Raw genomic sequence first — 24,196 nt, forward strand, 5'->3', positions numbered from 1 at the left:
CAATACTAAGCACAACCGCGCTCGACTTGCATGTGTTAGGCACGCCGCCAGCGTTCATCCTGAGCCAGGATCAAACTCTCTAAAAAAATTCCCCTTTTTTACCTTTTAGGGTATAGGTCAATTTTTATGATATTCAGTCAGCTTTTAAAGAAAGCTTCCTTCATATTTAAAAAAAGTTTATCTGCTCAGCTATTATCCCATTTGAAATATCTGGCTTGGTTTGTTTGTGGTTTAAATTTCTAACAAAACTTACATAGTCTTATTATTATTTAAACGATTAATCAATTTGCTTAAAAAGCTTATTGAATTAACCTGCTGTTCAATTTTCAAAGTTCATTTCTATGGTGCCTAGAGGCGGAATCGAACCACCGACACGGGGATTTTCAGTCCCCTGCTCTACCGACTGAGCTATCTAGGCTTAAATTGGTGGGCCTAGCTGGACTCGAACCAGCGACCTCACGCTTATCAGGCGTGCGCTCTAACCACCTGAGCTATAGGCCCTTATTTTATTATTTCATTAAATGGCAGGGGTGGAGGGACTCGAACCCCCGGCGCACGGTTTTGGAGACCGACGCTCTACCAACTGAGCTACACCCCTATGGTTAAATGGTGGACCATCAGGGACTCGAACCCCGGACCTACCGGTTATGAGCCGGGCGCTCTAACCAACTGAGCTAATGGTCCACAATGTTGGTATCATTCTAGAGTATCTATTATCTACTATGTGGTGCCGAAGACCGGAATCGAACCGGTACGAAAGTATAAGTTTCGCAGGATTTTAAGTCCTGTGCGTCTGCCAGTTCCGCCACTTCGGCACTTCACGTAGCTACGTCCTATTCTCCCGGGCAGCTTCCCGCCAAGTACCTTCAGCGCTAAAGAGCTTAACTTCTGTGTTCGGAATGGGAACAGGTGTATCCNAATTTTCTGTCATCATTCGACAGCTTGTATATTATAGCATCTTTTAAAAAACACGTCAATATTTTTATGACTTTTTTCTCAAAAAATATTTTTTAGTAAATAACTAAAATTCAATAGCTATAATTTTTAATAAATCCATATTGCTTTCCGCAAATAAATTATTATTTATCTCCTACTTGTTAAGGACAAGATATACTATATCACCATTGCATTTCTGTGTCAATATTTTTTTAATTATTTTTTTATATTTTTCTTTAATTACTTTTGATTATCCCAAAACCCACTCAAATGTTCGTGCTTTATTTAATATAATCCAAAAAACAATATATTTTTTTAAAAAATATTCGTATTTAATTCATTATTAAGCTATACAAATTCTCACAATTGTTATAAAATAAATTTTAAAGCAAGATTTTAATTAAACGAAAGATGCATTTAATTAAATAAAAACTATATAGCAATAATAAATAACAATTAATAGAATTCTAAGGAGGAAATTATGCTATCTTCAAGATTAAAAAATGTCACACCTTCAGTTACTGTAGCCATAAGTTCAAAGGTAAAGGAAATGAAATCAAACAGAATAAATGTTATAAACCTTAGCATAGGTGAACCTGACTTCACAATTCCTGAAAAAGCAAAGGAATACGGAAAAAAATCACTTGATGATAATAAAACAAAATATGATCTGGTTGCCGGAATACTTGAATTAAGAGAAGCCATTTGCGAAAAGCTAAATAAGGAAAATGAAATTTCATATACACCGGATCAAATAGTTTTATCAAGTGGTGCAAAAAATTCAATAACAAATACAATTCTTGCAGTAACTGATCCGGGAGATGAGATTCTACTCCCTCTTCCATATTGGGTTAGTTATTCAGAAATAATAAAAATCACCAATGCGATACCAATAGAAGTTCCTACTAAAAAAGAAAATAATTTCAAAGTTACGAAATCAGACTTGGCAAAAGTAGTAACCGATAAAACAAAAATGATAGTTATTACAAATCCGTCTAATCCAACCGGTGCAGTTTATACAAGAGATGAACTAATGGAAATAGCAGAATTTTGTCTAGAAAAAGGAATCTATATAATAGCCGATGAAATTTATGAAAAAATTAGATTTAATGATTCTTTTGTCTCTATAGCTTCCCTAAGCGAGAATATTAAAAATATAACAATAACTATTAACGGTTTTGCCAAATCCGTGGCTATGACAGGTATGAGATTAGGATATACAGCCTCAAACACAGAAATCGCAAAAGCTATGTCTACTATACAAAGTCATATTGTTTCACACCCTTCACTTACATCTCAATATATTGGCCTTGGCGCATTAAGGGAATGTGAAGAAGATATGAATCATATGGTTCAGACTTATAAAAAAAGATGTGAGCTTATTACAAAAAGACTTGATAAAATAAAAAATATTTCTTATGTAGAGCCATCCGGAGCCTTTTATATTTTTATAGATTTATCTAAAGTAAAGGAAAAATACAAGTACAAAAATAGTTTTTCTGTTGAGTTTTGCCAAAACTTTTTAGAAGAAGAAAAAGTCGCTGTAGTTCCCGGTGAAGCTTTCGGTATTGATGAATATATAAGAATTTCATATGCTTGCCATGAGGACGAATTTTTAGAGGGAATAAATAGACTTGAAAAATATATAAACAAGTTCATTTAATATTACCAACGAATAAGAATAAAAAAGTAATTTTTAAATTGAAATATCAGTTCAGATTTTGTCTATAAATTATATATAAAAATAGAAATTGGCTATTATCAATTTATAAAATGCGACTATACTTTTATAAAGTTAGTGCAAAACGATCCATTGATAATAGCCAATATTTTTTATAATATTTCCTATTAAAATTTCTATTATACCGTTTTCTTAAAGTTCCGTTTCTTCATCTCCCTCAACTTGAGTATTCAAAGGTTTCATCGTTGGGAATAATAATACATCTCTTATTGATGGTGAATTTGTAAGAAGCATTATTACTCTGTCTATACCTATACCTAAGCCTCCTGTTGGAGGTAGTCCTACCTCTAACGCATTGATGAAATCTTCATCCATTTCACAGGCTTCGTCATCACCTAATTCTCTTTTTCTTACCTGATCTTCAAATCTTCCCTTTTGATCAATGGGATCGTTTAATTCTGAAAATGCATTAGCAAGCTCCCATTTATTCGCAAAGGCTTCAAATCTATCTGTTTTTCTAGGATCTTCAGCGTTTCTCTTTGCAAGAGGGGATACTTCCACCGGATGATGTGTAATAAATGTTGGCTGTATTAATTTATCTTCGCCAAACTCTTCAAAAAATGCGTTAATTACCTCTCCACGTCTCATACCCGGAGTTATTTCAATACCTTTTTCTTTTGCAATTGCAAGTGCTTCTTCATCTGTATTTATTACTGAGAAATCTACACCCGAATATTCTTTTACACATTCTTCCATCGTCATTCTTTTCCAAGGAGGTGTAAAATCTATTTCAGTCCCCTGATAATTAATTTTCATACTTCCAGTTGCGACCTCAGCCATGTGTGAAATTACATTTTCAGTTATTTCCATCATATCTTCATAATCCGCATAAGCCTGATATAACTCTATTGCCGTATATTCAGGATTATGTTTCATATCCATACCTTCATTTCTAAACATTCTACCCATTTCATATACTTTATCAAATCCACCAACTATTAATCTCTTTAAATATAATTCATTGGCTATTCTCAAATACATTGGTATATCAAGAGTATTATGGTGTGTAATAAATGGTCTTGCATTAGCTCCGCCTGCTATAGTATTCAATATAGGAGTTTCAACTTCCAAAAATCCAAGATTGTCCAAATAGTTTCTAAGAGCCTTTAATGCTTTTGTTCTTGTTAAAAATGCTTCTTTTACTTCCGGGTTTACAATAAGATCTACATATCTTTGTCTGTATCTTAAATCAACATCTTTTAAACCATGATATTTTTCAGGAAGAACTTGAAGTGATTTTGACATAAGTAATATCTTTTCGGCATGAATAGAAACTTCTTCAGTTTTAGTCTTAAATACAAAACCTTCAACACCAACTATATCACCCATATCAAAAGTCTTAAACTTTTTATAATCGTCTACTCCTACATCATCTCTTTTTACATATACCTGAATTCTACCATTTTGATCTTGTAGATGCATGAAAGAAGCCTTTCCCATTATTCTTTTAGACATAATTCGTCCGGCAATACTTACGTGCTTACCTTCTAATTTATCATAATTATTTTTAATCTCATCTGAATGATGAGTAACATTATACTTACTTATTTTAAAAGGATCTTCTCCCATCTCCTGCAAGTTCTTAAGTTTTTCTCTTCTTACCATTAGAACTTCACTAAGATTTTCTACCTGATTTTCCGGCTTATTATTTTGCATTATTTCCTCCTTAATTATTTTTAATTTCGATTACTATTTATCGTATTTTTATATTAAATCTAAATCTGTCTATAAATATTATTATATTTACTTTTTATTATTTATCTTTTTATCTCAAGAACCTCTAAAGTAATTATGCCGTCCGGTACATTTACTTCTACTTTATCTCCTACTTTTCTGTTTAATAATGCTCTACCTACCGGAGATTCATTAGAAATTTTAAATTCATATGGATCAGCCTCTGCACTTCCAACAATAGTATATTCTATCTCTTCTCCGAATTCCTCATCAAATATTTTAACTATTGAACCTATAGTAACTATATTTAAATCAACACTATTTTCATCTATTATAACGGCGTTTCTTATCATATTTTCCAACACCATTATTCTTTCTTCCAATGCTGCTTGTTCTTTTTTCGCCTCATCATATTCCGCATTCTCAGATAAATCACCAAAAGATATAGCCTCTTTTAATCTTTCAGCAACTTCTTTTCTTCTAGTTGTTTTTAAAAGTTCCAACTCATCTTCCAATTTATCGAATCCCTCCTGCGTAAGGATTATTTCTTTGCTATTATTTTCCTCCATGTTAAGTCCTCCATACTCAATTTCATTTTATATTTTATTAATATTAATTTCTAATACCTTAATTTCAATCAGTCTATAGCTAAGTATTGCCAATTAAAACATAAATTGTGCCAATTTTTGACACAATTTACAATATATCCGATATATTATATGCTAAAATATGCTACTTGTCAATATTTTTAAGAACCTTTATTACTTCCCTGTAATCTTCCATCTTATTAATTTCATCTCTTAATCTAGCAGAATTTCTGATTCCTTTCAAATACCAGCCAATATGTTTTCTCATTTCTCTAACAGCAACATATTCACCATGTTCTTTTACTGAATACTCCATATGTCTGATTGCCACTTCTATTTTTTCAGATATGCTTGGAAGTTCTAAAATTTCACCTGACTTAAAATAATGATTAATATTTCTAAATATCCAAGGATTGCCCTGTGCACCTCTCCCTATCATTATCGCATCACAATTGGTAATTTTTTTTATATTTATAGCATCATCTATACTACATACATCACCATTACCTATCACCGGTATATTTAGCTCCGATTTCACTCTTCTTATTATTTCCCAATCCGCTTTACCCGAATAATATTGTTCTCTGGTTCTTCCATGAATAGTTATTGCATCTATTCCCATTTCCTGAGCTATTTTAGCAATTTCAAGCGCATTCACACTATTATTGTCCCAGCCCTTTCTTATTTTCAATGTCACGGGCTTCTTAGATTTAGACACTACACTATCCAAAACTCTTTTAACTAATTCCGGATTTCGCATTAAAGCAGAACCATCACCATTTTTTACCACCTTAGGAGCAGGACATCCCATATTTATATCAAGTATCTCATTAGGATAATCATTTAAAATCTCAGCAGCTTTTCCCATAAATTCCGGCTCACTACCAAAAATCTGTATAGCTACAGGATGTTCTTCAGTTAATATATTGAGCATTTTTTTTGTATTTTGATCATCGTAACAAAGTGCTTTTGCATTGATCATCTCCGTATATAGAAGACCACAGTCCAATTCCTTACAAATAAGTCTAAAAGGTAAATCCGTAACACCGGCCATAGGAGCTAGAAAAACTTCATTTTCTACTTCAAAATCCCTAAACTTCATGAATAACTCTCTTTTCTATTTGATTTTTTTCATAAATTTGTCTCAATCCTTCAAGTGATAAATTCGAGTCCACTACATCTATTGCATCCGTCTCAGAGGATATCAGATTCGCAAGCCCACCTGTAGCTATAACCGTAACATTATCATCCCCTAGCTCATATTTCATATTTTTCACTATTTTTTCTACTTGTCCGGCATAACCATAAATAATTCCGGCTTGCATAGATGATACAGTATCTTTACATATTATTGTATCCGGTTTTATCAATTCTACTCTAGGCAATTTGGATGCATTTTGGAATAATGCCTCACTTGATATTTTTACTCCAGGAGAAATTGCCCCACCTAAATAATCACCCTTTCGAGAAATTGCACAATATGTAGTAGCAGTTCCAAAATCTATTATAATTAACGGAGCTCCATATTTTGCTATTGCCGCGACAGCATTAATTATTCTATCAGCACCCACCATTTTGGGATCATAATATTTGATATTAAGACCTGTTTTTATACCCGGTCCCACAATCAATGGAGATATATTACAATATTTTTTACAAAAATTTTCAAGTGAATGCATTACAGCAGGCACAACAGAAGATACTATTATAGAGTCTATTGTCCCTAAACCAATATCACTTGCATCAAATAAATTTTTTATAAGAACTCCATATTCATCTGAAGTTTTATTTAGGTCGGTATTTATTCTCCAATCTCTAATAAGTGTTTTATCATCATAAACACCTAATACCATATTTGTATTTCCAACATCTATTACTAATAACATATATTTACCTTTCTTTCAAAATAACCATTTTTATAATAACAAATATTATTTTATCACCCCAAACATAGATTATCAAGCTATATACAATTATTCATAAACCAATTATTTTTGTGATATAATAATAATCAAATATATAAATTTTTTCTAATTAATTAAATAAATACGATTGAAATTATTTAATTAATACAGAATAAAAACTAATGAGAAAGGATTTTTATTTTTATTATGAATACAAAAAATACAAAAGAATTTATCATAAATATTCTAAAGGATAATTCTGACAAATACATTTCAGGAGAATATATTTCTCAGCAATTAGGATTATCCAGAGCTTCTGTATGGAAGGGCATCAAAACACTTCAAAAAGAAGGTTTTAATATCACATCAAAAAATGGAGCGGGATATAGACTTGAAGGAAAGAAAAAGGAATCTACTTTATCATCATATGAAATTAAATATAATTTAAATACCAAATATATAGCACAAAAAATATATTCTTTCGATACCATAGATTCAACAAATATATATGCAAATAATATAGCTGAAAAATCTCCTGAAGGCACTGTTATAATATCAAATGAACAGACAGATGGAAAAGGAAGAACTGGCAAAAAATGGATTTCAAAAGAAAATGATGGAGTTTACTTCAGCATTATATTAAAACCAAACATACCCATCATTAAATCCAGTTTCCTAACACAAGTAGCCGGAGCTTCACTTTTAAAAACACTAGAAAAACTATCTGTAAAAACCGAAATAAAATGGCCAAATGATATTATCCTTAATAATAAAAAAATAGCCGGCATACTTACGGAAATGAATGCTGAAATAGACAAAATATCGTATATAATAGTAGGCATAGGTATAAATCTATATAATTCAGAATTCGAAAAAAGTATTTCCAATGTGGCTACTTCAATAAAAAAAGAAGGATATAATTTAAATAAAGAACAATTTTTGAAATTATTTTTTGAGACTTTTGAATATTATTACGATAAATTCATATGTGATGACAATGATGAGGTTCTAAAAATACTTAGAGATTATTCCGCAGTTTTAGGAAAAGATATATATATATTAAAAAATGGTGAGAAAAAAATTGTTTTTGCCGAAAATATTGATGAACACGGTAATTTAGTCATCAGAAATAGTTTTGGAATTTTAGAAACGATTTTTTCAGGTGAAATATCTATTAGAGGTTTAGATTCCTATGTATAGTTTCACAGACTCATTTTATACAACTTCCCATAAGTAAAGCGGTTGTACATAAAAATACAGAAAATTAAGGAGTTTTCTCAAAAGCCATAAACTTTGACTTGATGATACTCCTTAATTTTCATATATTATGATACTTAATAAACGTTGTTTTTCTCTAAATCAATTTAATTGCTTCTCCTGCAATATCATCGGCAGTCAAGTTGTACTCTTTCATTAAATAGTCTTGTTTTCCAACCTGACCAAATCTATTATTTATACCTATTCTTTTTACTTTAATAGGATATTTCTCACTTAAAAGCTCGGCAACGGAAGATCCCAAACCATTATTAATAGAGTGATTTTCACAGGTTATAACTCTCCCGGTTTTTTGTGCGGACTTTAATATCACTTCTTCATTTAAAGGCTTTATTCTATATACATCTATGACTTCGGCATAAATACCATGCTTTTCAAGCTTATCAGCTGCTTCTAAAGCCTCTTTTACCTCTATACCACAAGCTAGTATAGTGATACTTTTTCCTTTTTTTAATATATTGGCACCGGTGTTTTCAAATTTAGTTTCTTCACTGTAAATAGCAAACTCCTGTTTTTTTCTAGCCGTTCTAATATATATTAATTTTTTGCTTTCATAAGCGTATTCCAGTACTTTATTAAATTGCACAGGATCACAAACATCATATATTTCTATATTTGGTATTATTCTAAGTATCCCCACATCTTCAAAGGTCATATGTGTCCCACCGTTATGTTCGGCAGTTACACCTGCATCTGATCCCACCAAACAAGCACTTAGCTTGGAATATCCCAACGATATAAATATTTGATCCATCGCCCTCCTTGTCAAAAACTGGCCAAATGAATGCACAAAACAATACCCTCCTGCCAAATTAATACCGGATGCTACACCTATCATGTTTGCTTCCATAATACCTAAATTTATATAGTTTTTCCCCATTATCTCTTTCAATCCGGAAGTTGACATTGAAGAACTTAAATCCGCTTCTAACGCAAAAATATTTGAATCTTTTTTAAATAATTTTTCAACTGTTTTAGCATAAGATTTTCTCATTTCTAATTCTGAATACATATTATAATAGGCCCCTTTCCTGTAGACTTTTTTCCAAATCTAAAATTGTTTCATTTATCTTTCCAGTCGCTTCTTTATCTAATCTCATATGATGGTTCGACATAGTATCCTCAATAAATTTCACCCCTGCTCCTTTTACTGTATCGAGAATTATGCTTGTAGGTTTATCTTTAATTTTTCTAGCAGAATCAAATCCCGATTTAATACTTTCAATATCATTTCCATTCAGTTTTTCCACATTAAATCCAAACGCTCTGAATTTATCTTCGAGACTAAACAAATTACAAATATCTTTAGTATATCCATCTAATTGCTTTTTATTATCATCTATTATAACTACAAGGTTGTTCAAATTATGATGTGCAATAAACATAAATGCCTCCCAACATTGCCCCTCATTTAATTCACCATCACCAACTATGCAATATACTCTATTTGTCATATTTTTATACTTTAAATAATAAGCGAGTCCGGCTGCTACAGAAATCCCCTGCCCCAGAGAACCTGTCGTCATATCTACACCCTTGATTTTATTTCGATCTGGGTGAGATGGTAAATCTGTCCCATTATCATTTAATGTAAATAAATTATCTATCGGAAAAAATCCACTAACTGCAAGTGCAGCGTAATAGGCAGGACCGGCATGTCCCTTAGAAAGTATAAAGTAATCCCTATCTTCTGATTCCGGGTTATTAGAATCAAATTTCATTTCACTGCCATATAAAACCGCCAACACTTCAACTATAGATAAAGCACCACCATAGTGACCGTATCCTAATCTGCCTAATTCTTTTAATGTATAGTATCTGATTAAATCAGCGGTTGCTTTTAAATCTCTATTCATCATTTCCTCCCAAATTAATTAATTGCTCTTTAAACTTAAATAAAAATGACTGACCCAAAAGTCATTTTTATATTTATCAATATAGAAATATCTATTCCTCAATACTCCTAATTTTTTGATAAAAACTTATTGACTTCTGAGCCAGCCTCCTTTCCAATATTTATATTAAATTTCTATTTAACCATACTTATTCTACATCCGAACCTTTCTTCTTGAAAAAAGTATATCCAAATATAAGTACATATAATATCACAAGACCTGCAATTACAGCACCCTGAGCTCCTTTATTTGCAAGAGTTCCAAAGAATATACCTCCTATTCCGAAGTCTGCATCTGAAAATGTAGAATTTGCAAATCCTAAATCTCCAAGAACAGGCATTAGGAATATAGGCAAGAAACTTATCAATATTCCATGCATAAAAGAACCTATAATACTTCCTTTTAGTCCGCCTTCAGCGTTGCCAAATACACCTGCTGTTGCACCACAGAAAAAGTGAGGTACTACACCAGGAAGTATTACTACTGTTCCCAAAACTCCCATAGCTATCATACTTACAATTCCGCCAACGAAGCTCGAAAAGAAACCTATTAATACTGCGTTTGGAGCGAAAGTGAAAACTATAGGGCAATCAAGAGCAGGTATTGCATCCGGAACCACTTTTTCTGAAATACCTTTGAATGCAGGTACAATCTCATTAAGAATTAATCTTACACCTTGAAGAATTATATATACTCCTGCTGCAAATTCTCCGCCTTTTGTCAAAGCAAATATTATAAAATTACCACCATCAGGATAATTTTTTGCAACATATTGCGGTCCGGCTACAATTGCTATTATTACATATATAACCATCATAGTTAAGGCTATTGAAACCGTAGAATCTCTTAAAAAAGCCAGGCCCTTAGGAAAATTAATATCCTCAGTAGACACTACTTTTTCCTTTTTCCCTCTAACCAATTTCCCGATTGAACCGGCTAACCAATATCCGACACCGCCAAAATGCCCAAGTCCGACACCGTCTCCACCTGTCATCCTTCTCATAAACGGTTGCAATATAAATGGTGAAAGAGTCATTGTTGCCCCTAATGCTAAAGCACCAACCAGGATAAGAGATACTCCTTTAAATCCGGCCACTGAGAATATGACTGCATACATACAAGCCATATATAATGTATGATGACCCGTTAAAAATATATGCTTCATTTTCGAAAATCTGGCAATTAAAATATTTGCCAACATTCCGAAAAACATCACTAATGCCGTTATTGTACCAAATTGCTGCAAAGCCATTGATACAATTGCTTCGTTATTTGGAACAACTCCCTTAACATTAAATGCAGCCTCAAACATTCCGCCAAACGGTTCAAGAGAACCTGATACTACGCCTGCACCTGCAGATAAAACTAAAAAACCTACAAAAGTCTTAATTGTACCTTTAACAATATCCGCTGCAGATTTTTTCTGAACAAGAAGGCCAATTAATGCTATTAATGATACCAAAAAAGCCGGCGATTTTGCTATATCTAATAAAACTGTCATAAATACGTTCATAAGATCCTCCTAACTTACATAATTACTATACAAGATTTAATTCCTTGCATACATTTGTCACTTTTTCTCTTAATTCATTCATGTCTATAATACTGTCAAGAATCACAACTCTGTCTGCCAAATGAACACCATCTGCAACATCCTTAGCCATAAAAAATACATCTGCTGCTCCACTTGAAGCACTACTTATATCAGCGTGCTCAACATCCACATTTTTTATCCCTAACTCTTTTAAAATCTTCTCTATGTTCATCTGAACCATAAAGCTGGATCCCAGTCCTGATCCACAAATTGCTAAAAATTTCATAATAATTCCTCCTAACTTTTAAAAATATCTATTATTTCCTCTTTAGTAGTAGATTTTTTTAATTTCTCAACTTTACTATCTTCTACTAAAGTATTAGCCAGAACACTTAATATATTCAAATGACTAGTATTATCTTCTGCAGCCAAAACAATAAAAATATCAATAGGATGATCTTCCAAATCTAAAAGTTTTACCGGTTTATTAACTTTTAAAAGTGAGACCCCTTTTTTATTAACTCCATTCTCCGGTCTGGAATGTGGTACGGCAATATTTTTTCCAAAATCGAAAAATGGTCCCATTTCTTCGGCTACTTTTATCATAGAGTCAATATATTTTTCCTCTATATACTTGCCTTCTAATAACGGTTGGGCACACTTTCTAATAGCCTCTCTCCACCCTAAAATTTCATCCGTTATCTGTATATTTTCCTCTAAAAATATATCTGTCATATTTTTCCTCCTTAATAAGCGAATATCTCTAAAAATTCGTCCAAATTTTTTGACTTTTTTGCTTTCAATATCTTTTCATCATCACACATAAAAGCACCTAATTTATAATAAAATTCCTCCACTTCTTTTGAATCTTCCTTTTCCCTTATATTCAATAATATTATTAAATCTACTATTTTGTTATTAACTTTCATTGGTTTATCTAAGATTGCTACAGTAATAAAAGTTTTATTGGTTAACGGTTTCACAGGATGAGGCATTGCAACACCATTTTCAAATGCTGTAATGGATAACTTTTCCCTTTCTAACATGGATTCATATAAATCGCCATTCAATTTTATATTTTCATTTATCCTATCTGATAAATACTTTAATACTTCAAAGTAATTGTTTAGTTTTAATTTAGTAAAAAATAGTTTTTCCGAAAATAGGTTTTTTAATTCCAATCTCCCTATATTATTTTCCATAAATGGTTTAATCTGTAACATATCCTCTTTTTTCAAAAAAGACCCTACTTCAATTATTGTTGTTTTAGTTTCTTTAGTAATCGGAATACTTGTGACAATTAAATCATATTTATCCAAATCGATCTTTTGAGCATTTATATAATCACATGTTTCGAGTTTATCAATATAACGTTCAAACTCCCTCAAAAATCTGTACTTCATCATATTTGCCGTACCAATTCCTGAACCACAAATTATTAAAATATTTTTTCTATTTGTCTTTTCATTTGTTCTACTGATAGCCACACTTAGATGTAGTGCTATATATCCAATTTCATTTTCAGATACAACAACATTATATTTCTTATTTAATACATCCACAGCTATCGTTGCCGCATCGAAAGCCAATACATCTTTTCTTATATCTTCTAAAACAGGATTACCTAATTCTAATCCATACTGAAGCCTATCAATTAAAGGAGTTATATGCAATCCCAAAGATATTCTCAAATCCAAATCTCCGGTAAGATCTATATAAATCTCTTTTTTTATTTTTTCCAACATCTCAATTATTAAAATTTCAACCTCTGCAGGAATACTATTAACATTTGATTCGTTGCTTATCTTTTTACCTAATAAGTGAATTGATATATATGCTATCTCTGACTCCGGAAATTGCACATCGAATAATTCCGATAAATTTTCTGTTATTTTTACTGCAATTATATATTCTTCTTTGCTTTTAAGCCTTATTAATTCACTTTTTTCAACATTCATTCGATCTCCGGATTTTATTCTTTTTATAGCTATATAAAGATGAATAACTAAATTATTCAAAGCTATATCCGTTATCTCGTATTTATTATCTAAAAAGGATTGAATTACAATATTTCTAATACTATTTAAAAGCTTTTCATTATTCTCATCTGATAAATCAAAAAAATTTTCTTCTTTAATTTTATTTTTATATAAGCAATTTGCAATAGCTATTCTTTTGTTTAACTCACTTCCACAAATTTTTATCCCCGAATAAGGTTTACTTTTTATTTGCAAATTATATTTTTTCAGAATAGATTTTACAACTTTTAAATCTTTATTAAATTGAGATCTACTTATTAATAACTCATTACATATATCATCTACCTTTAAATAGACATCACTAAATAACAATACTTTTAAAATATATTCTATCCGTGCCTGGGGATTATTAAAATCTTCTTTATCAAAAGCATATTTATGCCATTCTGATTTTATGAATATTTCAAACTTCTTTTTATCACTTATCTCAAATATACACCCTTTACCTGATACAGTTTTTACTTCTGCACCATGATTGGCAAGTATTATATTTAGATTCTTTATTTCATCCCTAACCGTTCTAGAACTACATTTCAAAATATTTCCGATTTCTTCAGATGTATAAAAGGTCATATCTTCAGTAAGTATATCGAATATTTTTTTTATCCGCGTTTCATACATTTCTTTTCATCCCCTTTCAAATACATACATCTTATTCATATTGTAACCTTCAAACACCTATATATCCATATACACATTTTCCACAATAAGCCTGGTATAAAGTGGAAAATTATATAACAAAAAAAGCTCATTTCAATGAGCTTTTTTGTTATACTAATATATTTTATTGTCTTTCATTATCAGATTCATCAATGTCGGCTGATAAAGATTCCATTATATCTTTATCCGATTCAACTTCTTCAACAACTTCGATATTATCATTTGTTTCAGAGTCTTTATTATTTTCATTATTTGAATCTGTTAAATTAGATTCTGCTTCAAATTCTTCTTTGGCTTTAAATAATTCCTTTTCACCTTTAGATTCCGGTATAGGCAATTTCATTTCAAAAGCCTCTTTAAACTGTGATTCATTTAAAGTTTCATATTCAAGAAGAGCTTTTGCAATATAGTCAAGTCTTTCTTGATTTTCCTGCAAAATCTTTTTTGTTTTAGAATAGGCATCTGCCACAATTCTTCTTACTTCTTCATCTATTTCAGCTGCAACTTCTTCAGAATACTCTCTAGTATGACCAAAGCTATTTCCAATAAACACCTCATCATTTGAATCAAAGGTAAGCGGTCCAAGCTTTTCACTCATACCATATTTTGCTACCATTCCTCTGGCAAGCTTAGTTACTCTGTCTAAGTCATTGGATGCACCTGTAGATATATCATCAAGGTTTATTTCTTCGGATACTCTACCCGCAAGCAATACTATTAGTTCTTGCATCATCTCGCCCTTAGTAGCGTAATATTTGTCCTCTGTAGGAAGCTGTAGAGTGAACCCGCCAGCCATACCTCTTGGTATTATAGTTACCTGATGAACAGGATCCATTAAATCCAATATATGAGCACATACTGCGTGTCCTCCTTCGTGATATGCGGTAAGTATTCTCTCTTTCTCACTTATAACTCTGGATTTTTTAGCCACACCTACTATTACCTTGGTAATAGACTCTTCTATATTCTCCATTGTTATTTTCTTTTCCCTTTTCCTAGCAGTTAATATGGCTGCCTCGTTCATTACGTTTTCAATGTCTGCAGGAGTAAATCCAGGTGTACTCTTTGCAAGAACAGATAAATCGATATCTTCGCCAAGAGGTTTATTTCTAGAATGAACCTTAAATATCTCTTCCCTGCCCTTAACATCAGGTACTCCAACAACCACTTGTCTATCAAAACGACCCGGTCTTAAAAGAGCTGGATCAAGTATATCCGGTCTATTAGTAGCAGCCATTATAATTATTCCCTGATTTACACCAAAACCATCCATTTCAACTAACAACTGATTTAGAGTTTGCTCCCTTTCATCATGTCCACCACCTAGTCCGGCACCTCTTTTTCTACCTACTGCATCAATTTCATCTATAAATATTATCGCCGGAGATTCTTTCTTTGCCTGTTCAAACAAATCTCTTACTCTTGAAGCACCAACTCCGACAAACATTTCAACAAAATCGGAACCACTTATGCTGAAAAATGGTACACCGGCTTCTCCAGCTACCGCTCTAGACAAATAAGTTTTTCCGGTACCTGGAGGTCCAACCATAAGAATACCCTTAGGTATTCTCGCACCCAAATCTATATATTTCTTTGGATTTTTTAAGAAATCTACCACTTCCTGTAATTCCTCTTTTTCCTCTTTTAAGCCAGCTACATCTTTAAATTCTACTTTATCCTTATCGGAGTTTTTGTGAACTTTAGCTTTAGATTTGGCAAAATTCATTACCTTTCCTCCGCCACCCTGTGACTGATTCATCAACATAAAAAAAGCTACAACCATAAAGCCTAAAACTAATAATGTAGGTAATATTTCTAATAACCATGGTGGTTTTGGTTTCGGTTCTGCATTTACCAATAATTTGTTTTTTTCTATGCTTTCTAATATTTCTTTAGATAACTTATCTCCCTTTACTTCATTAGGTATATAAGATTTAAATTTCGTTTTTCCATCTTTTAAAGTTCCTTCAATTCTTGTATCATCTACTATCTTTACATTTGATATATTTCCTTCTCTTAATTCTTGATACATCTTTGAAAACTCTAAATCCTTAACTTCTTGAGTTTTTCCTCCAGTGTACTGAACTATAAATACAATGATTAGTAGCATCACTAAATATATCCCAGCACCCCTCAAAGTTTTACGCAATAAATATCCCTCCAATCCTAAAGATACACGCTATGAATAAATACAATTTCTTGTTTTTATAAGCTGATTTATATATTACAAACCATCTTATAAATTTAATCTATAAATCGTGTAAATACTATTCCAAATAAAATTTTAATATCTCGCTTGTAGAATCACCTATTTTATAATCTACATTTATTCTATATCCACAAACAGACACTATTTCATCCTGATTCACTAAAACAGGAACCAGGTTTCTATTTTCTTTGGGAATCTTCAAACCAATAAATAATTCTTTTAGCTTTTTAGTTCCTCCCAATAATCTTATTTTATCACCTTGACGTTTATTTCTCAACGTAAGATTATTTCTAATTTTCGATAAATCAATATATTGTATACCCTTTTTGAAATTGTTTTTATCAAAATTCTTTACATCCACTATTTCAGATACGAATCTCTTTTTTATTTCGGGTATATAAATAGCTTCTCCCGGAGTAACTTCATACTCATAGGAAATATCTTTATCCTTTATTTCTTTATCTGTTAAAAGTATATAATCATCAAACCTATAGGCAAAAACTCCTCTAGGTAAATTTATCTTTTTTCCTTTTTTGTCTTTTGAAACAAGACTTAGCACATCTTCTATATGTTTTTTATCTATTAATTTTATATCCCCTAGTATTTCTTTAATGGACTTAAAGATAAGCCTGTTTTGAATTGCAAGATGAAATTTATCCATATATTCAGTAAAAATATATACACCATCTTCATATTTTTTTACCGAATAAGAAAATGCATTTTCCACTTGTTCATTTATATAGTCGGAATCCACTTTCAAGTTGGAACTCATCCTTACTATATTATCCACTACATTATCATTAAATTCTTTTTTCATATAAGGAATCATTTTTAATCTAATTTTATTTCTTGAATAAATATCATCCAAATTTGTTTTATCAATTCTGGGAGATAAATTGTGCTCTTCACAATATTTTTCTATTTCTTCACGACTTAAATCCAAAATAGGTCTTATTACACCATCTTCACGCTTATATTCTATTCCTCTTAAGCCCTGAAGACCTGTACCACGCATTATTCTCATAATAATAGTTTCAGCCTGATCACTTTTATTATGTCCTATAGCCACCTTATCAGCTCCTACTTTATTTTTTATTTCATCAAACATTTCATATCGTAATTTTCTGGCGCCCTCTTCTATACCCAGCTTATTTTCTTCGCAAAAAGCAGGCACATCAATTGAACGAATAAAACAAGTAACCCCCAACTTTTCACAAAATTTCATAACATATAAAGAATCTAAGTATGCATCTAATCCCCTGATTTGATGATTAAGATGTGCTACATATAATTTTATATCTAAATTTTGGGAAATTTTATGAAGTATATGAAGAAGACATATTGAGTCAGGTCCTCCTGATACAGCAGCAACAACAGTTTCTCCTCTATTTATCAAATTATATTTTGAAATAGTTTCAAGAACTTTTTCACACAACATATTAAACCTCCGGAATAACCCTTAATTCAATCCTATTGTTAGCATCCATAAGACCACTTATTTTAATCTTATAATCCAGATTTACTTTTATATTTTTATTTGTAATTTTTTTGGATATTTTGTAAGTATAGATGCTCATATCAAAATTCCCATATGGAGTTGAATATGTCGATCTAAATTTTACACCCTCTTTAAATTTCATCCTGGTTTTGACTTCACCGGACTTCAGTATCAAAACTTCTTCATCACTTATCTTAATAGTAGTTTTGGAATCTTTAATAGTATCATACTCTAAAAATGTAATATAAATACTACCATTTTTTTCTATTTGTTCTCCTCTATAAAAACTTTCTATAGTCTGAACTTCTCCGTTATCTAAGCACTGTGAAGTTTTAATTCTAACCTTTACTTCCATGTCCACACTATAACTCCTATGAATTATTATCCCTTTCCTAACTAAATTTTAATATCTATGTATTTCAATTTTTTCTAAATTGGTTATTTTTCTTTTCAAAAATTCACCAGCAACTTTTGAAAACTGATCGTTTATATCAGAAACATAGTATATACAGTTTCCTTTTTTTTCTGATGTATTTATTATATTCCTTTTTTCAAGAATATTCTTTAAATCGAGCGCCGTCTCTCTCGCCGGATTAATTAATTTAATATCTTCTCCTACAGCTTCACCTATAGTCCTTTTTAATATAGGATAATGTGTACATCCTAATATTAGTGAATCTATTCCCTTTTCCACCAGAGAATCTAAATACATATGGGCTGCCATTGATGATATTTCTTTATTAGCCCACCCTTCTTCTACTAAAGGGACAAAAATTGGACAAGCTTTACCTATAACTTTTATTTTACTATCCATAGATTTTATGGCCTTGTTATATGCCTTTGAATTAATAGTACCCGTTGTACCTATTATTCCAACTTTTTTATTTTTTGTTGAATACACTGCAGTCCTGGCACCTGCTTCCACAACGCCTATAATTGGTAAATCGTATTTTTCTTTTGCTTCAACTAAAGCTCTTGCTGTAGCAGTATTACATGCAATTACTATCGCCTTTACATCTTTTGTATTTAGAAAATTAATAGCTTGAAATGTATACTTAATTATCGTTTCTTTAGATCTAGGTCCATATGGAACTCTTGCAGTATCTCCAAAATATATTGTATTTTCATTAGGAAGATACTTATTAATTTCCTTTAAAACCGTAAGACCTCCTAACCCGGAATCAAATACCCCTATCGGTCTTTTATCCATAATCTACACCGTCTCATCTTGCATCAATTTTTCAATCATGAACTGCTCTGCTTTTTCAATATGTTCTTTAGCAAGCTTTTCAGCAAGATCTGCCTTTCCTTTTTTTAATGCATCGATTATTTTTTTATGTTCATCCACTATATTAACGGCAGAACTATAATCTGACATATATTTCAATCTAAATCTGTAGACTGTTTCCCAAACTGAAAGCATCATACTTTTTAATCTGGAATTTCCCGTAAATTCAAATATACAATTATGGAACTCTTCATCCTTAATTAACATATTTTTAACATCATTCTTACAGACATATTCTTTTAATTCTTCAGATATTTTTTCAAGTTTTTTTACACCTTCATCAGATATTCTTTCAGCTGCATAAAAAGCAGCCATTCCTTCTAGACCAATTCTAACCTCCAAAATGTCAATCAAATCTTTTTTGCTTATATTTGCTACATATGCACCTTTTCTAGGCAACATTACAACCAAGCCTTCCAGCTCTAATTTTCTAATGGCTTCTCTTATTGGCGTTCTACTCACTCCCAATAATTCGGCAAGTTGAATTTCCATCAATCTTTCACCTGGTTTCAGAGTCCCATCCATTATTGCACCTCTGATATTTTCAAAAACAACGTCTCTCAACGGTTTATAGCTATCTAAATTTAGATTACTTAATCCCACAAATTTCAACCCCCTTATTTGATGCTTTCGTAATGAAAGTCTGACTATATTTTTTCCTTAAAATATCACTACATTTTTTTATATTCTTTCCATCTTCAAAAATTCCAAAAACAGTAGGTCCACTTCCACTCATCATCGAGATTAAAGCACCTTTATCCAACATAATTTTTTCTATAGATGCTATATTTCTACACCAAATCTTAGTGACTGGTTCTAGAACATTATACATCGAATTTGTCATTTTTTGGACATCCTTTGTCTTTAAAGCTGACATAATCCCTTTATTATTCGGTCTTTTATCCACCCTCATATCACCATACATACTATCAAATTTTTTGTATACTCTTTTTGTTGATACAAAAGTATTTGGTTTACATATAAGTATTTCTAAATTTTCATCCAAATTATCAATTTGTTTCAAATCAGTACCTTTTCCTGTAGCCAAATAAGTTCCTCCATTTATGCAAAAAGCAATATCAGAACCCAATTCTTTTGAATCCTCAATTAACTGGTCTCGACTTATATTTAATCCAAACAATTCATTTAGACCGATAAACATAGCTGCAGAATCAGCACTTCCACCAGCCATCCCGGCTGCAATTGGTATATTTTTTTCTAAAAATACTTCTATTCCGCCAACTATATCATATTTCTTTTTCATATATTCCCATGTTTTAAAAATAATATTTCTTTTATCTACGGGAAGATCAGAACTAGATGTATACATCTTAAAACCTTCATCTTTTTTTCTTATCACTACATAATCCGAGAGGTCAATAGATTGCATAATCATCTCTACATTATGATATCCATCATCAAAAATCCCTAAAATATCTATTGACAAATTTATTTTTGCTCTCGCTCTCAACTTTATAATATCCATAAAGTCCTCCACTATGATGTACTTATATATTATAATATACACAAATTTTTAATTAATCCTATACTCATTATAAATATTTCATTATGATATAACTTTATATAAGTATACAATATTTATTATACCATATATAAACATAAAAAAGCCTAGAGATTTACACCCCTAGGTTCTAAATATTTCAATTAACTAACTTTACTATTCCTATACACTTTTATCTTCACTGTTTCCGTTAAAAGATCGGAGTAACTGTAAGATATTCTCTCAAAATTATTTTCTTCTCCAATTCTTACTACAAATACACTTGGATAAAGTGTTTCAAGTACTCCTTTTTTAGTCACAATTTGTTTTCTTCCTCGGTCTGCCTTAAGTAGTATCTTATTTCCTACATACTGTTCCAAAGCATGCCTTATATTATCTAGTGTAGCGGTTGTTGCCATGATTATCACCGTCCTTTACAATACAATATTTATTATATCATAAAAAGAACAGTATGTCAAGTATAACATATTATTTTATACCAACCTATGGATTTTGTCAATTATTTTCCACAACATTTTTTATATTTTTTACCACTTCCACAAGGACATGGATCATTTCTTCCTATTCTTTCTTCCTTGACAACAATTTTAGTTTTATTAAACTCTTTTATTACTCTTTTTCTATAATCTTCCGGTAATATATCTTCCCATCCTTTTAAACCATATAGCCAATGAGCTTCAACGTTCACCATATTAAAATATAGTTTTTCCCAGTCTATTTTTATATTTATCTGAGTATCTTCCTCAATTTTTTCCAATTCTTGAGCCATTTCAATACTTTCATTTATACCATCCAAAAATCCCATAAAATATTCCGGAATAGTGTTGTATGCTTTGGCAAGATCGCATACTTTTCCTGCTATAATTTGAGTTTTTTCATTTAATATCTCATTATATATTGAAGTTTCCGCTCTTAAAAATTCTTCCCAAAATTTGACTTCGGCCTCCTCATTTACGTGGTTTTCACTTAAATTTCTCCATTTTTCAAATAACATTTTTATTACCTCCAAATTCGCTCAAGTTTACAATTCTAATATTTAAAATAAATTATATTCCAAAATAACACTCTATATATTATCATAGTTTGTCTATTTTTTCCACTCTAAATAACATTTTAAGTACCTTAATAGCTCTGTCTTGCTCTATAAAATAAGGACTTGTCGCAATGGTAATTATATCCGCATTTTCTATATACTCCCTTACTCTATATAATTTATATTCAAAATCTATATAGTCCATATCTTTTGAAAAAAAATCCAAATCTAAATCTAAAACATAATTACCTGGAATTTCTAGTTCCATTCCATAACTTGAATCTACCATTACTAAATTTGAAAAAATATCATGATAAATCGCAGGTTTTATAAAGTTTCCTACATTTAGCACTTCATTTGTATATCTTTTTACATCCTCTAAATCAAAAATATCAACGTCGAAATTTAGAGGTTCCCTCATATCTTTATGTTGATCCACATGAACAAGAGTAATTCCTTTTTCAAATATACCTTCATTTAATAACTTACACCAAAAGAAAAAAGAATGATTGTGATTGTCAAAAACGTATATTTTTTTCCCTTTATAAATATCACTATCAACTATTTCATACATATTTTTTAAACCCATGCAAGCTTTTTCTAATCCATCCTCTATCTCAACAAAATTAGGTATTTCTCCAATTTCTATATCATTAAAATTTGCTCTAACTAACTGAGGAACGTATATTTTTTTTACTTTCCTTTTTTCAAAAGAAAACATATTATTTCCTACAGGTTTTTCTATATAAAATCCACCATAACTCATATATTACTCCTAAAATAAATTCCATGGAAAAGTATTTGGCATTTCGGTTACAAAACACATTTCTTCTTTTGTAGTCGGATGAATTAATTCAAGTTTTGTAGACCACAGTGCAATTTGTTCTCCAATTTTCGCATAATTTGAATATCTTTGATCACCAAATAAGGCATGCCCTCTAGAAGAAAATTGAACTCTAATCTGATGCGGCCTCCCTGTATGAAGATTTATTTCGACTAAAGAGTAAAAATTATCTTTATATTTTTGAGTTGATATCAATGAATAAGATAATTTTGCTTGCTTTGACTCTTTATTGTTTTTATCGACCACTCTAACCATATTAGTCCTCTTATTTTTTATCAAATAATCCATATATACTCCGGATTTATCACATACACCATTAACTACTGCTCTGTATGTTTTTTTCATCTTTCTAGTTCTAACTTGGTCTGACAATCTTGATGCTGCCTTTGAAGTTTTTGCAAAAACCATTACTCCACCGACAGGTCTATCCAATCTATGTACTAACCCTAAATAAACATTTCCGGGTTTATTATATTTTTCCTTAATATAATTTTTGCATATACTAAGCATATCTATATCGTTAGTATTATCGGCTTGAGATAAAATATTCGGTATTTTTTCAACTACCAAAAGGTGATTGTCCTCATATATTACTCTCAGTTTCATATTTATTTTCCTTCCCATCGCCCAAAGATTCCACAAGGCAATACCATACCATTTCTAGATGAAGGTATTCCTATTTCTCCGGCATAAACTTTGCCACTTTTTACCTTTCTTCCTACAGTAGATTCTAATATATTTTCCAAAACAATTGGAGAAAAACCGGTAGTATATGAATTTATCAGAATAAATAATGGTTTGTCAGAAATCACCTTCATACATAATACTAAAAATTCATATAGTTTATCCTCTATCTTCCAAATTTCTCCCTTTGGACCTCTTCCATATGAAGGAGGATCCATTATAATCGCATCATATTTATTACCTCTTCTAACTTCTCTTTCAACAAATTTAAATACATCATCGACAATAAATCTTACTTTTTTATCCTTTAGTCCGGAAAGTTCAATATTCTCTTTTGCCCAATTTACCATCCCTTTCGCAGCATCCACATGACAAACTTCAGCTCCTGCATATGCACAGGCAACAGTTGCTCCACCTGTATATGCAAATAAATTCAATACCTTTATCGGTTTTCTTGAAGACTTAATTTTCTCAATTATCCAATCCCAATTTGCAGCTTGTTCAGGAAATAGACCAGTATGTTTAAATCCTGTAGGTTTTATTTTAAATTTTAGAGGTCCATAATTAATTATCCATTGTTCCGGATATTTCTTTTTTACTTCCCAATTACCACCACCCCTGTTACTTCTATGATAATGACCATGAGGATTTTTCCACAAAGACCATTCTCTTTGAATTGGCCAGATAACTTGAGGATCAGGTCTCCTCAAAACGTACTCTCCCCATCTTTCAAGTTTTTCTCCACTCCCCATATCAATCAACTCATAATCTTTCCATTTATCTGCTAAAATTAGCATAGCTACCTCCATATTCTCAATTTCACTTATATTACTTATTCTATCTCATATTTTAATATATTAACATGATTTTTTA

23 protein-coding genes, 5 tRNA genes and 2 rRNA genes are annotated in these 24,196 nt (G+C 31.1%); 2 read left to right on the forward strand and 28 right to left on the reverse strand.

The features are described 5' to 3' along the window. The 7 genes from HLB29_RS09645 to rrf form a co-directional block, all read right to left on the reverse strand. Positions 1-86: ribosomal RNA gene (locus HLB29_RS09645) — 16S ribosomal RNA — on the reverse strand; the annotation flags it as partial. Between the two features lie 256 nt (positions 87-342). Then, positions 343-418: transfer RNA gene (locus tag HLB29_RS08260), tRNA-Phe, on the reverse strand. A gap of 6 nt (positions 419-424) precedes the next feature. After that, positions 425-501, reverse strand: a tRNA-Ile gene (locus tag HLB29_RS08265). Positions 502-522: 21 nt separating this feature from the next. Then, a tRNA-Trp gene (locus HLB29_RS08270) sits at positions 523-598 on the reverse strand. 9 nt (positions 599-607) lie between these two features. Beyond that, positions 608-684, reverse strand: a tRNA-Ile gene (locus HLB29_RS08275). A 41-nt stretch (positions 685-725) separates the two neighbouring features. Further along, positions 726-815: transfer RNA gene (locus tag HLB29_RS08280), tRNA-Leu, on the reverse strand. 5 nt (positions 816-820) lie between these two features. Then, positions 821-938 (reverse strand): 5S ribosomal RNA (gene rrf / locus HLB29_RS08285). A gap of 479 nt (positions 939-1,417) precedes the next feature. Between rrf and HLB29_RS08290 the strand changes: the two genes are divergently transcribed. Continuing rightward, entirely contained in the window at positions 1,418-2,599 is a 1,182-nt protein-coding gene (locus HLB29_RS08290) for a pyridoxal phosphate-dependent aminotransferase (RefSeq protein WP_185624699.1), read from the forward strand. Positions 2,600-2,809: 210 nt separating this feature from the next. On the opposite strand, the gene lysS is transcribed toward HLB29_RS08290, so the two are convergent. The 4 genes from lysS to HLB29_RS08310 all read right to left on the reverse strand — a co-directional run bounded on the left by lysS (position 2,810) and on the right by HLB29_RS08310 (position 6,824). Continuing rightward, on the reverse strand, positions 2,810-4,333 hold the full coding sequence (lysS, locus tag HLB29_RS08295; RefSeq protein WP_185624700.1) for a lysine--tRNA ligase: 1,524 nt from the start codon (positions 4,331-4,333) through the stop codon (positions 2,810-2,812). A 101-nt stretch (positions 4,334-4,434) separates the two neighbouring features. After that, positions 4,435-4,920, reverse strand: coding sequence for a transcription elongation factor GreA (gene greA / locus HLB29_RS08300; RefSeq protein ID WP_185624701.1), 486 nt, complete (start codon positions 4,918-4,920; stop codon positions 4,435-4,437). Positions 4,921-5,083: 163 nt separating this feature from the next. Further along, a complete protein-coding gene (dusB, locus tag HLB29_RS08305) occupies positions 5,084-6,040 on the reverse strand; it encodes a tRNA dihydrouridine synthase DusB (RefSeq protein ID WP_185624702.1) in 957 nt (318 codons plus the stop codon). Beyond that, positions 6,030-6,824 carry a type III pantothenate kinase gene (locus HLB29_RS08310; RefSeq protein ID WP_185624703.1) on the reverse strand — a complete coding sequence of 265 codons (795 nt, stop codon included), beginning with the start codon at positions 6,822-6,824 and terminating at the stop codon, positions 6,030-6,032. The genes dusB and HLB29_RS08310 overlap by 11 nt, the downstream gene beginning before the upstream one ends. Positions 6,825-7,049: 225 nt before the next feature. Between HLB29_RS08310 and HLB29_RS08315 the strand changes: the two genes are divergently transcribed. After that, positions 7,050-8,042 carry a biotin--[acetyl-CoA-carboxylase] ligase gene (locus tag HLB29_RS08315; protein WP_185624704.1) on the forward strand — a complete coding sequence of 331 codons (993 nt, stop codon included), beginning with the start codon at positions 7,050-7,052 and terminating at the stop codon, positions 8,040-8,042. A 154-nt stretch (positions 8,043-8,196) separates the two neighbouring features. Here the strand turns inward: HLB29_RS08315 and HLB29_RS08320 are convergent, their stop codons facing one another. The 17 genes from HLB29_RS08320 to HLB29_RS08400 all read right to left on the reverse strand — a co-directional run bounded on the left by HLB29_RS08320 (position 8,197) and on the right by HLB29_RS08400 (position 24,120). Next, positions 8,197-9,129, reverse strand: coding sequence for a transketolase family protein (locus tag HLB29_RS08320; RefSeq protein WP_185624705.1), 933 nt, complete (start codon positions 9,127-9,129; stop codon positions 8,197-8,199). Position 9,130: 1 nt separating this feature from the next. After that, positions 9,131-9,973 (reverse strand): transketolase, encoded by an 843-nt coding sequence (locus HLB29_RS08325; protein ID WP_207719549.1) that lies wholly within the window; start codon positions 9,971-9,973, stop codon positions 9,131-9,133. A 187-nt stretch (positions 9,974-10,160) separates the two neighbouring features. Beyond that, complete coding sequence (locus tag HLB29_RS08330) at positions 10,161-11,525, reverse strand: PTS ascorbate transporter subunit IIC (RefSeq protein WP_207719550.1); 1,365 nt, start codon at positions 11,523-11,525, stop codon at positions 10,161-10,163. Between the two features lie 25 nt (positions 11,526-11,550). Continuing rightward, positions 11,551-11,832, reverse strand: a complete 282-nt coding sequence (locus HLB29_RS08335; protein ID WP_185624707.1) for a PTS sugar transporter subunit IIB — start codon at positions 11,830-11,832, stop codon at positions 11,551-11,553. Positions 11,833-11,843: 11 nt separating this feature from the next. Next, on the reverse strand, positions 11,844-12,281 hold the full coding sequence (locus HLB29_RS08340) for a PTS sugar transporter subunit IIA (RefSeq protein WP_185624708.1): 438 nt from the start codon (positions 12,279-12,281) through the stop codon (positions 11,844-11,846). 11 nt (positions 12,282-12,292) lie between these two features. Next, on the reverse strand, positions 12,293-14,206 hold the full coding sequence (locus HLB29_RS08345) for a BglG family transcription antiterminator (RefSeq protein ID WP_185624709.1): 1,914 nt from the start codon (positions 14,204-14,206) through the stop codon (positions 12,293-12,295). Between the two features lie 163 nt (positions 14,207-14,369). Continuing rightward, positions 14,370-16,394: an ATP-dependent zinc metalloprotease FtsH gene (gene ftsH, locus HLB29_RS08350; RefSeq protein WP_185624710.1), complete on the reverse strand. Its 2,025-nt coding sequence runs from the start codon at positions 16,392-16,394 to the stop codon at positions 14,370-14,372. A gap of 118 nt (positions 16,395-16,512) precedes the next feature. Next, positions 16,513-17,892: a tRNA lysidine(34) synthetase TilS gene (tilS, locus tag HLB29_RS08355; RefSeq protein WP_185624711.1), complete on the reverse strand. Its 1,380-nt coding sequence runs from the start codon at positions 17,890-17,892 to the stop codon at positions 16,513-16,515. A 1-nt stretch (position 17,893) separates the two neighbouring features. After that, a complete protein-coding gene (locus tag HLB29_RS08360) occupies positions 17,894-18,307 on the reverse strand; it encodes a YwiB family protein (protein WP_185624735.1) in 414 nt (137 codons plus the stop codon). Positions 18,308-18,355: 48 nt separating this feature from the next. Further along, on the reverse strand, positions 18,356-19,162 hold the full coding sequence (gene murI / locus HLB29_RS08365; protein WP_185624712.1) for a glutamate racemase: 807 nt from the start codon (positions 19,160-19,162) through the stop codon (positions 18,356-18,358). Between the two features lie 3 nt (positions 19,163-19,165). Then, positions 19,166-19,843, reverse strand: a complete 678-nt coding sequence (locus HLB29_RS08370; protein ID WP_185624713.1) for a GntR family transcriptional regulator — start codon at positions 19,841-19,843, stop codon at positions 19,166-19,168. Next, on the reverse strand, positions 19,830-20,726 hold the full coding sequence (gene ispE, locus HLB29_RS08375; RefSeq protein ID WP_185624714.1) for a 4-(cytidine 5'-diphospho)-2-C-methyl-D-erythritol kinase: 897 nt from the start codon (positions 20,724-20,726) through the stop codon (positions 19,830-19,832). The genes HLB29_RS08370 and ispE overlap by 14 nt, the downstream gene beginning before the upstream one ends. Positions 20,727-20,905: 179 nt before the next feature. Then, positions 20,906-21,160, reverse strand: a complete 255-nt coding sequence (locus tag HLB29_RS08380; protein WP_185624715.1) for a Veg family protein — start codon at positions 21,158-21,160, stop codon at positions 20,906-20,908. A 101-nt stretch (positions 21,161-21,261) separates the two neighbouring features. After that, positions 21,262-21,756 (reverse strand): SEC-C metal-binding domain-containing protein, encoded by a 495-nt coding sequence (locus HLB29_RS08385; RefSeq protein ID WP_185624716.1) that lies wholly within the window; start codon positions 21,754-21,756, stop codon positions 21,262-21,264. 82 nt (positions 21,757-21,838) lie between these two features. Beyond that, positions 21,839-22,561: a peptide arginase family protein gene (locus tag HLB29_RS08390; RefSeq protein ID WP_185624717.1), complete on the reverse strand. Its 723-nt coding sequence runs from the start codon at positions 22,559-22,561 to the stop codon at positions 21,839-21,841. 9 nt (positions 22,562-22,570) lie between these two features. Then, a complete protein-coding gene (locus HLB29_RS08395; protein ID WP_185624718.1) occupies positions 22,571-23,263 on the reverse strand; it encodes an RluA family pseudouridine synthase in 693 nt (230 codons plus the stop codon). Next, entirely contained in the window at positions 23,248-24,120 is an 873-nt protein-coding gene (locus HLB29_RS08400; RefSeq protein ID WP_185624719.1) for a class I SAM-dependent methyltransferase, read from the reverse strand. The genes HLB29_RS08395 and HLB29_RS08400 overlap by 16 nt, the downstream gene beginning before the upstream one ends. Between the last annotated feature and the right edge of the window lie 76 nt (positions 24,121-24,196).

The organism is Peptostreptococcus canis (assembly GCF_014229965.1).
GTDB classification, from domain to species: domain Bacteria; phylum Bacillota; class Clostridia; order Peptostreptococcales; family Peptostreptococcaceae; genus Peptostreptococcus; species Peptostreptococcus canis.

Excerpts from the sequence above, each read along its gene's own strand:
- HLB29_RS08315 (WP_185624704.1), top strand. The coding sequence starts at position 7,050 with ATGAATACAAAAAATACAAAAGAATTTATCATAAATATTCTAAAGGAT.
- HLB29_RS08395 (WP_185624718.1), bottom strand. The coding sequence starts at position 23,263 with ATGGGAAGGAAAATAAATATGAAACTGAGAGTAATATATGAGGACAAT.
- ispE (WP_185624714.1), bottom strand. The coding sequence starts at position 20,726 with ATGGATATTATAAAGTTGAGAGCGAGAGCAAAAATAAATTTGTCAATA.
- HLB29_RS08390 (WP_185624717.1), bottom strand. The coding sequence starts at position 22,561 with ATGAGTTATGGTGGATTTTATATAGAAAAACCTGTAGGAAATAATATG.
- HLB29_RS08385 (WP_185624716.1), bottom strand. The coding sequence starts at position 21,756 with ATGTTATTTGAAAAATGGAGAAATTTAAGTGAAAACCACGTAAATGAG.
- lysS (WP_185624700.1), bottom strand. The coding sequence starts at position 4,333 with ATGCAAAATAATAAGCCGGAAAATCAGGTAGAAAATCTTAGTGAAGTT.
- HLB29_RS08335 (WP_185624707.1), bottom strand. The coding sequence starts at position 11,832 with ATGAAATTTTTAGCAATTTGTGGATCAGGACTGGGATCCAGCTTTATG.
- HLB29_RS08360 (WP_185624735.1), bottom strand. The coding sequence starts at position 18,307 with ATGGAAGTAAAGGTTAGAATTAAAACTTCACAGTGCTTAGATAACGGA.
- HLB29_RS08325 (WP_207719549.1), bottom strand. The coding sequence starts at position 9,973 with ATGAATAGAGATTTAAAAGCAACCGCTGATTTAATCAGATACTATACA.
- HLB29_RS08340 (WP_185624708.1), bottom strand. The coding sequence starts at position 12,281 with ATGACAGATATATTTTTAGAGGAAAATATACAGATAACGGATGAAATT.
- murI (WP_185624712.1), bottom strand. The coding sequence starts at position 19,162 with ATGGATAAAAGACCGATAGGGGTATTTGATTCCGGGTTAGGAGGTCTT.
- HLB29_RS08400 (WP_185624719.1), bottom strand. The coding sequence starts at position 24,120 with ATGCTAATTTTAGCAGATAAATGGAAAGATTATGAGTTGATTGATATG.
- HLB29_RS08345 (WP_185624709.1), bottom strand. The coding sequence starts at position 14,206 with ATGTATGAAACGCGGATAAAAAAAATATTCGATATACTTACTGAAGAT.
- HLB29_RS08310 (WP_185624703.1), bottom strand. The coding sequence starts at position 6,824 with ATGTTATTAGTAATAGATGTTGGAAATACAAATATGGTATTAGGTGTT.
- HLB29_RS08330 (WP_207719550.1), bottom strand. The coding sequence starts at position 11,525 with ATGAACGTATTTATGACAGTTTTATTAGATATAGCAAAATCGCCGGCT.
- HLB29_RS08320 (WP_185624705.1), bottom strand. The coding sequence starts at position 9,129 with ATGTATTCAGAATTAGAAATGAGAAAATCTTATGCTAAAACAGTTGAA.
- HLB29_RS08290 (WP_185624699.1), top strand. The coding sequence starts at position 1,418 with ATGCTATCTTCAAGATTAAAAAATGTCACACCTTCAGTTACTGTAGCC.
- greA (WP_185624701.1), bottom strand. The coding sequence starts at position 4,920 with ATGGAGGAAAATAATAGCAAAGAAATAATCCTTACGCAGGAGGGATTC.
- HLB29_RS08380 (WP_185624715.1), bottom strand. The coding sequence starts at position 21,160 with ATGGCAACAACCGCTACACTAGATAATATAAGGCATGCTTTGGAACAG.
- dusB (WP_185624702.1), bottom strand. The coding sequence starts at position 6,040 with ATGAAGTTTAGGGATTTTGAAGTAGAAAATGAAGTTTTTCTAGCTCCT.
- tilS (WP_185624711.1), bottom strand. The coding sequence starts at position 17,892 with ATGTTGTGTGAAAAAGTTCTTGAAACTATTTCAAAATATAATTTGATA.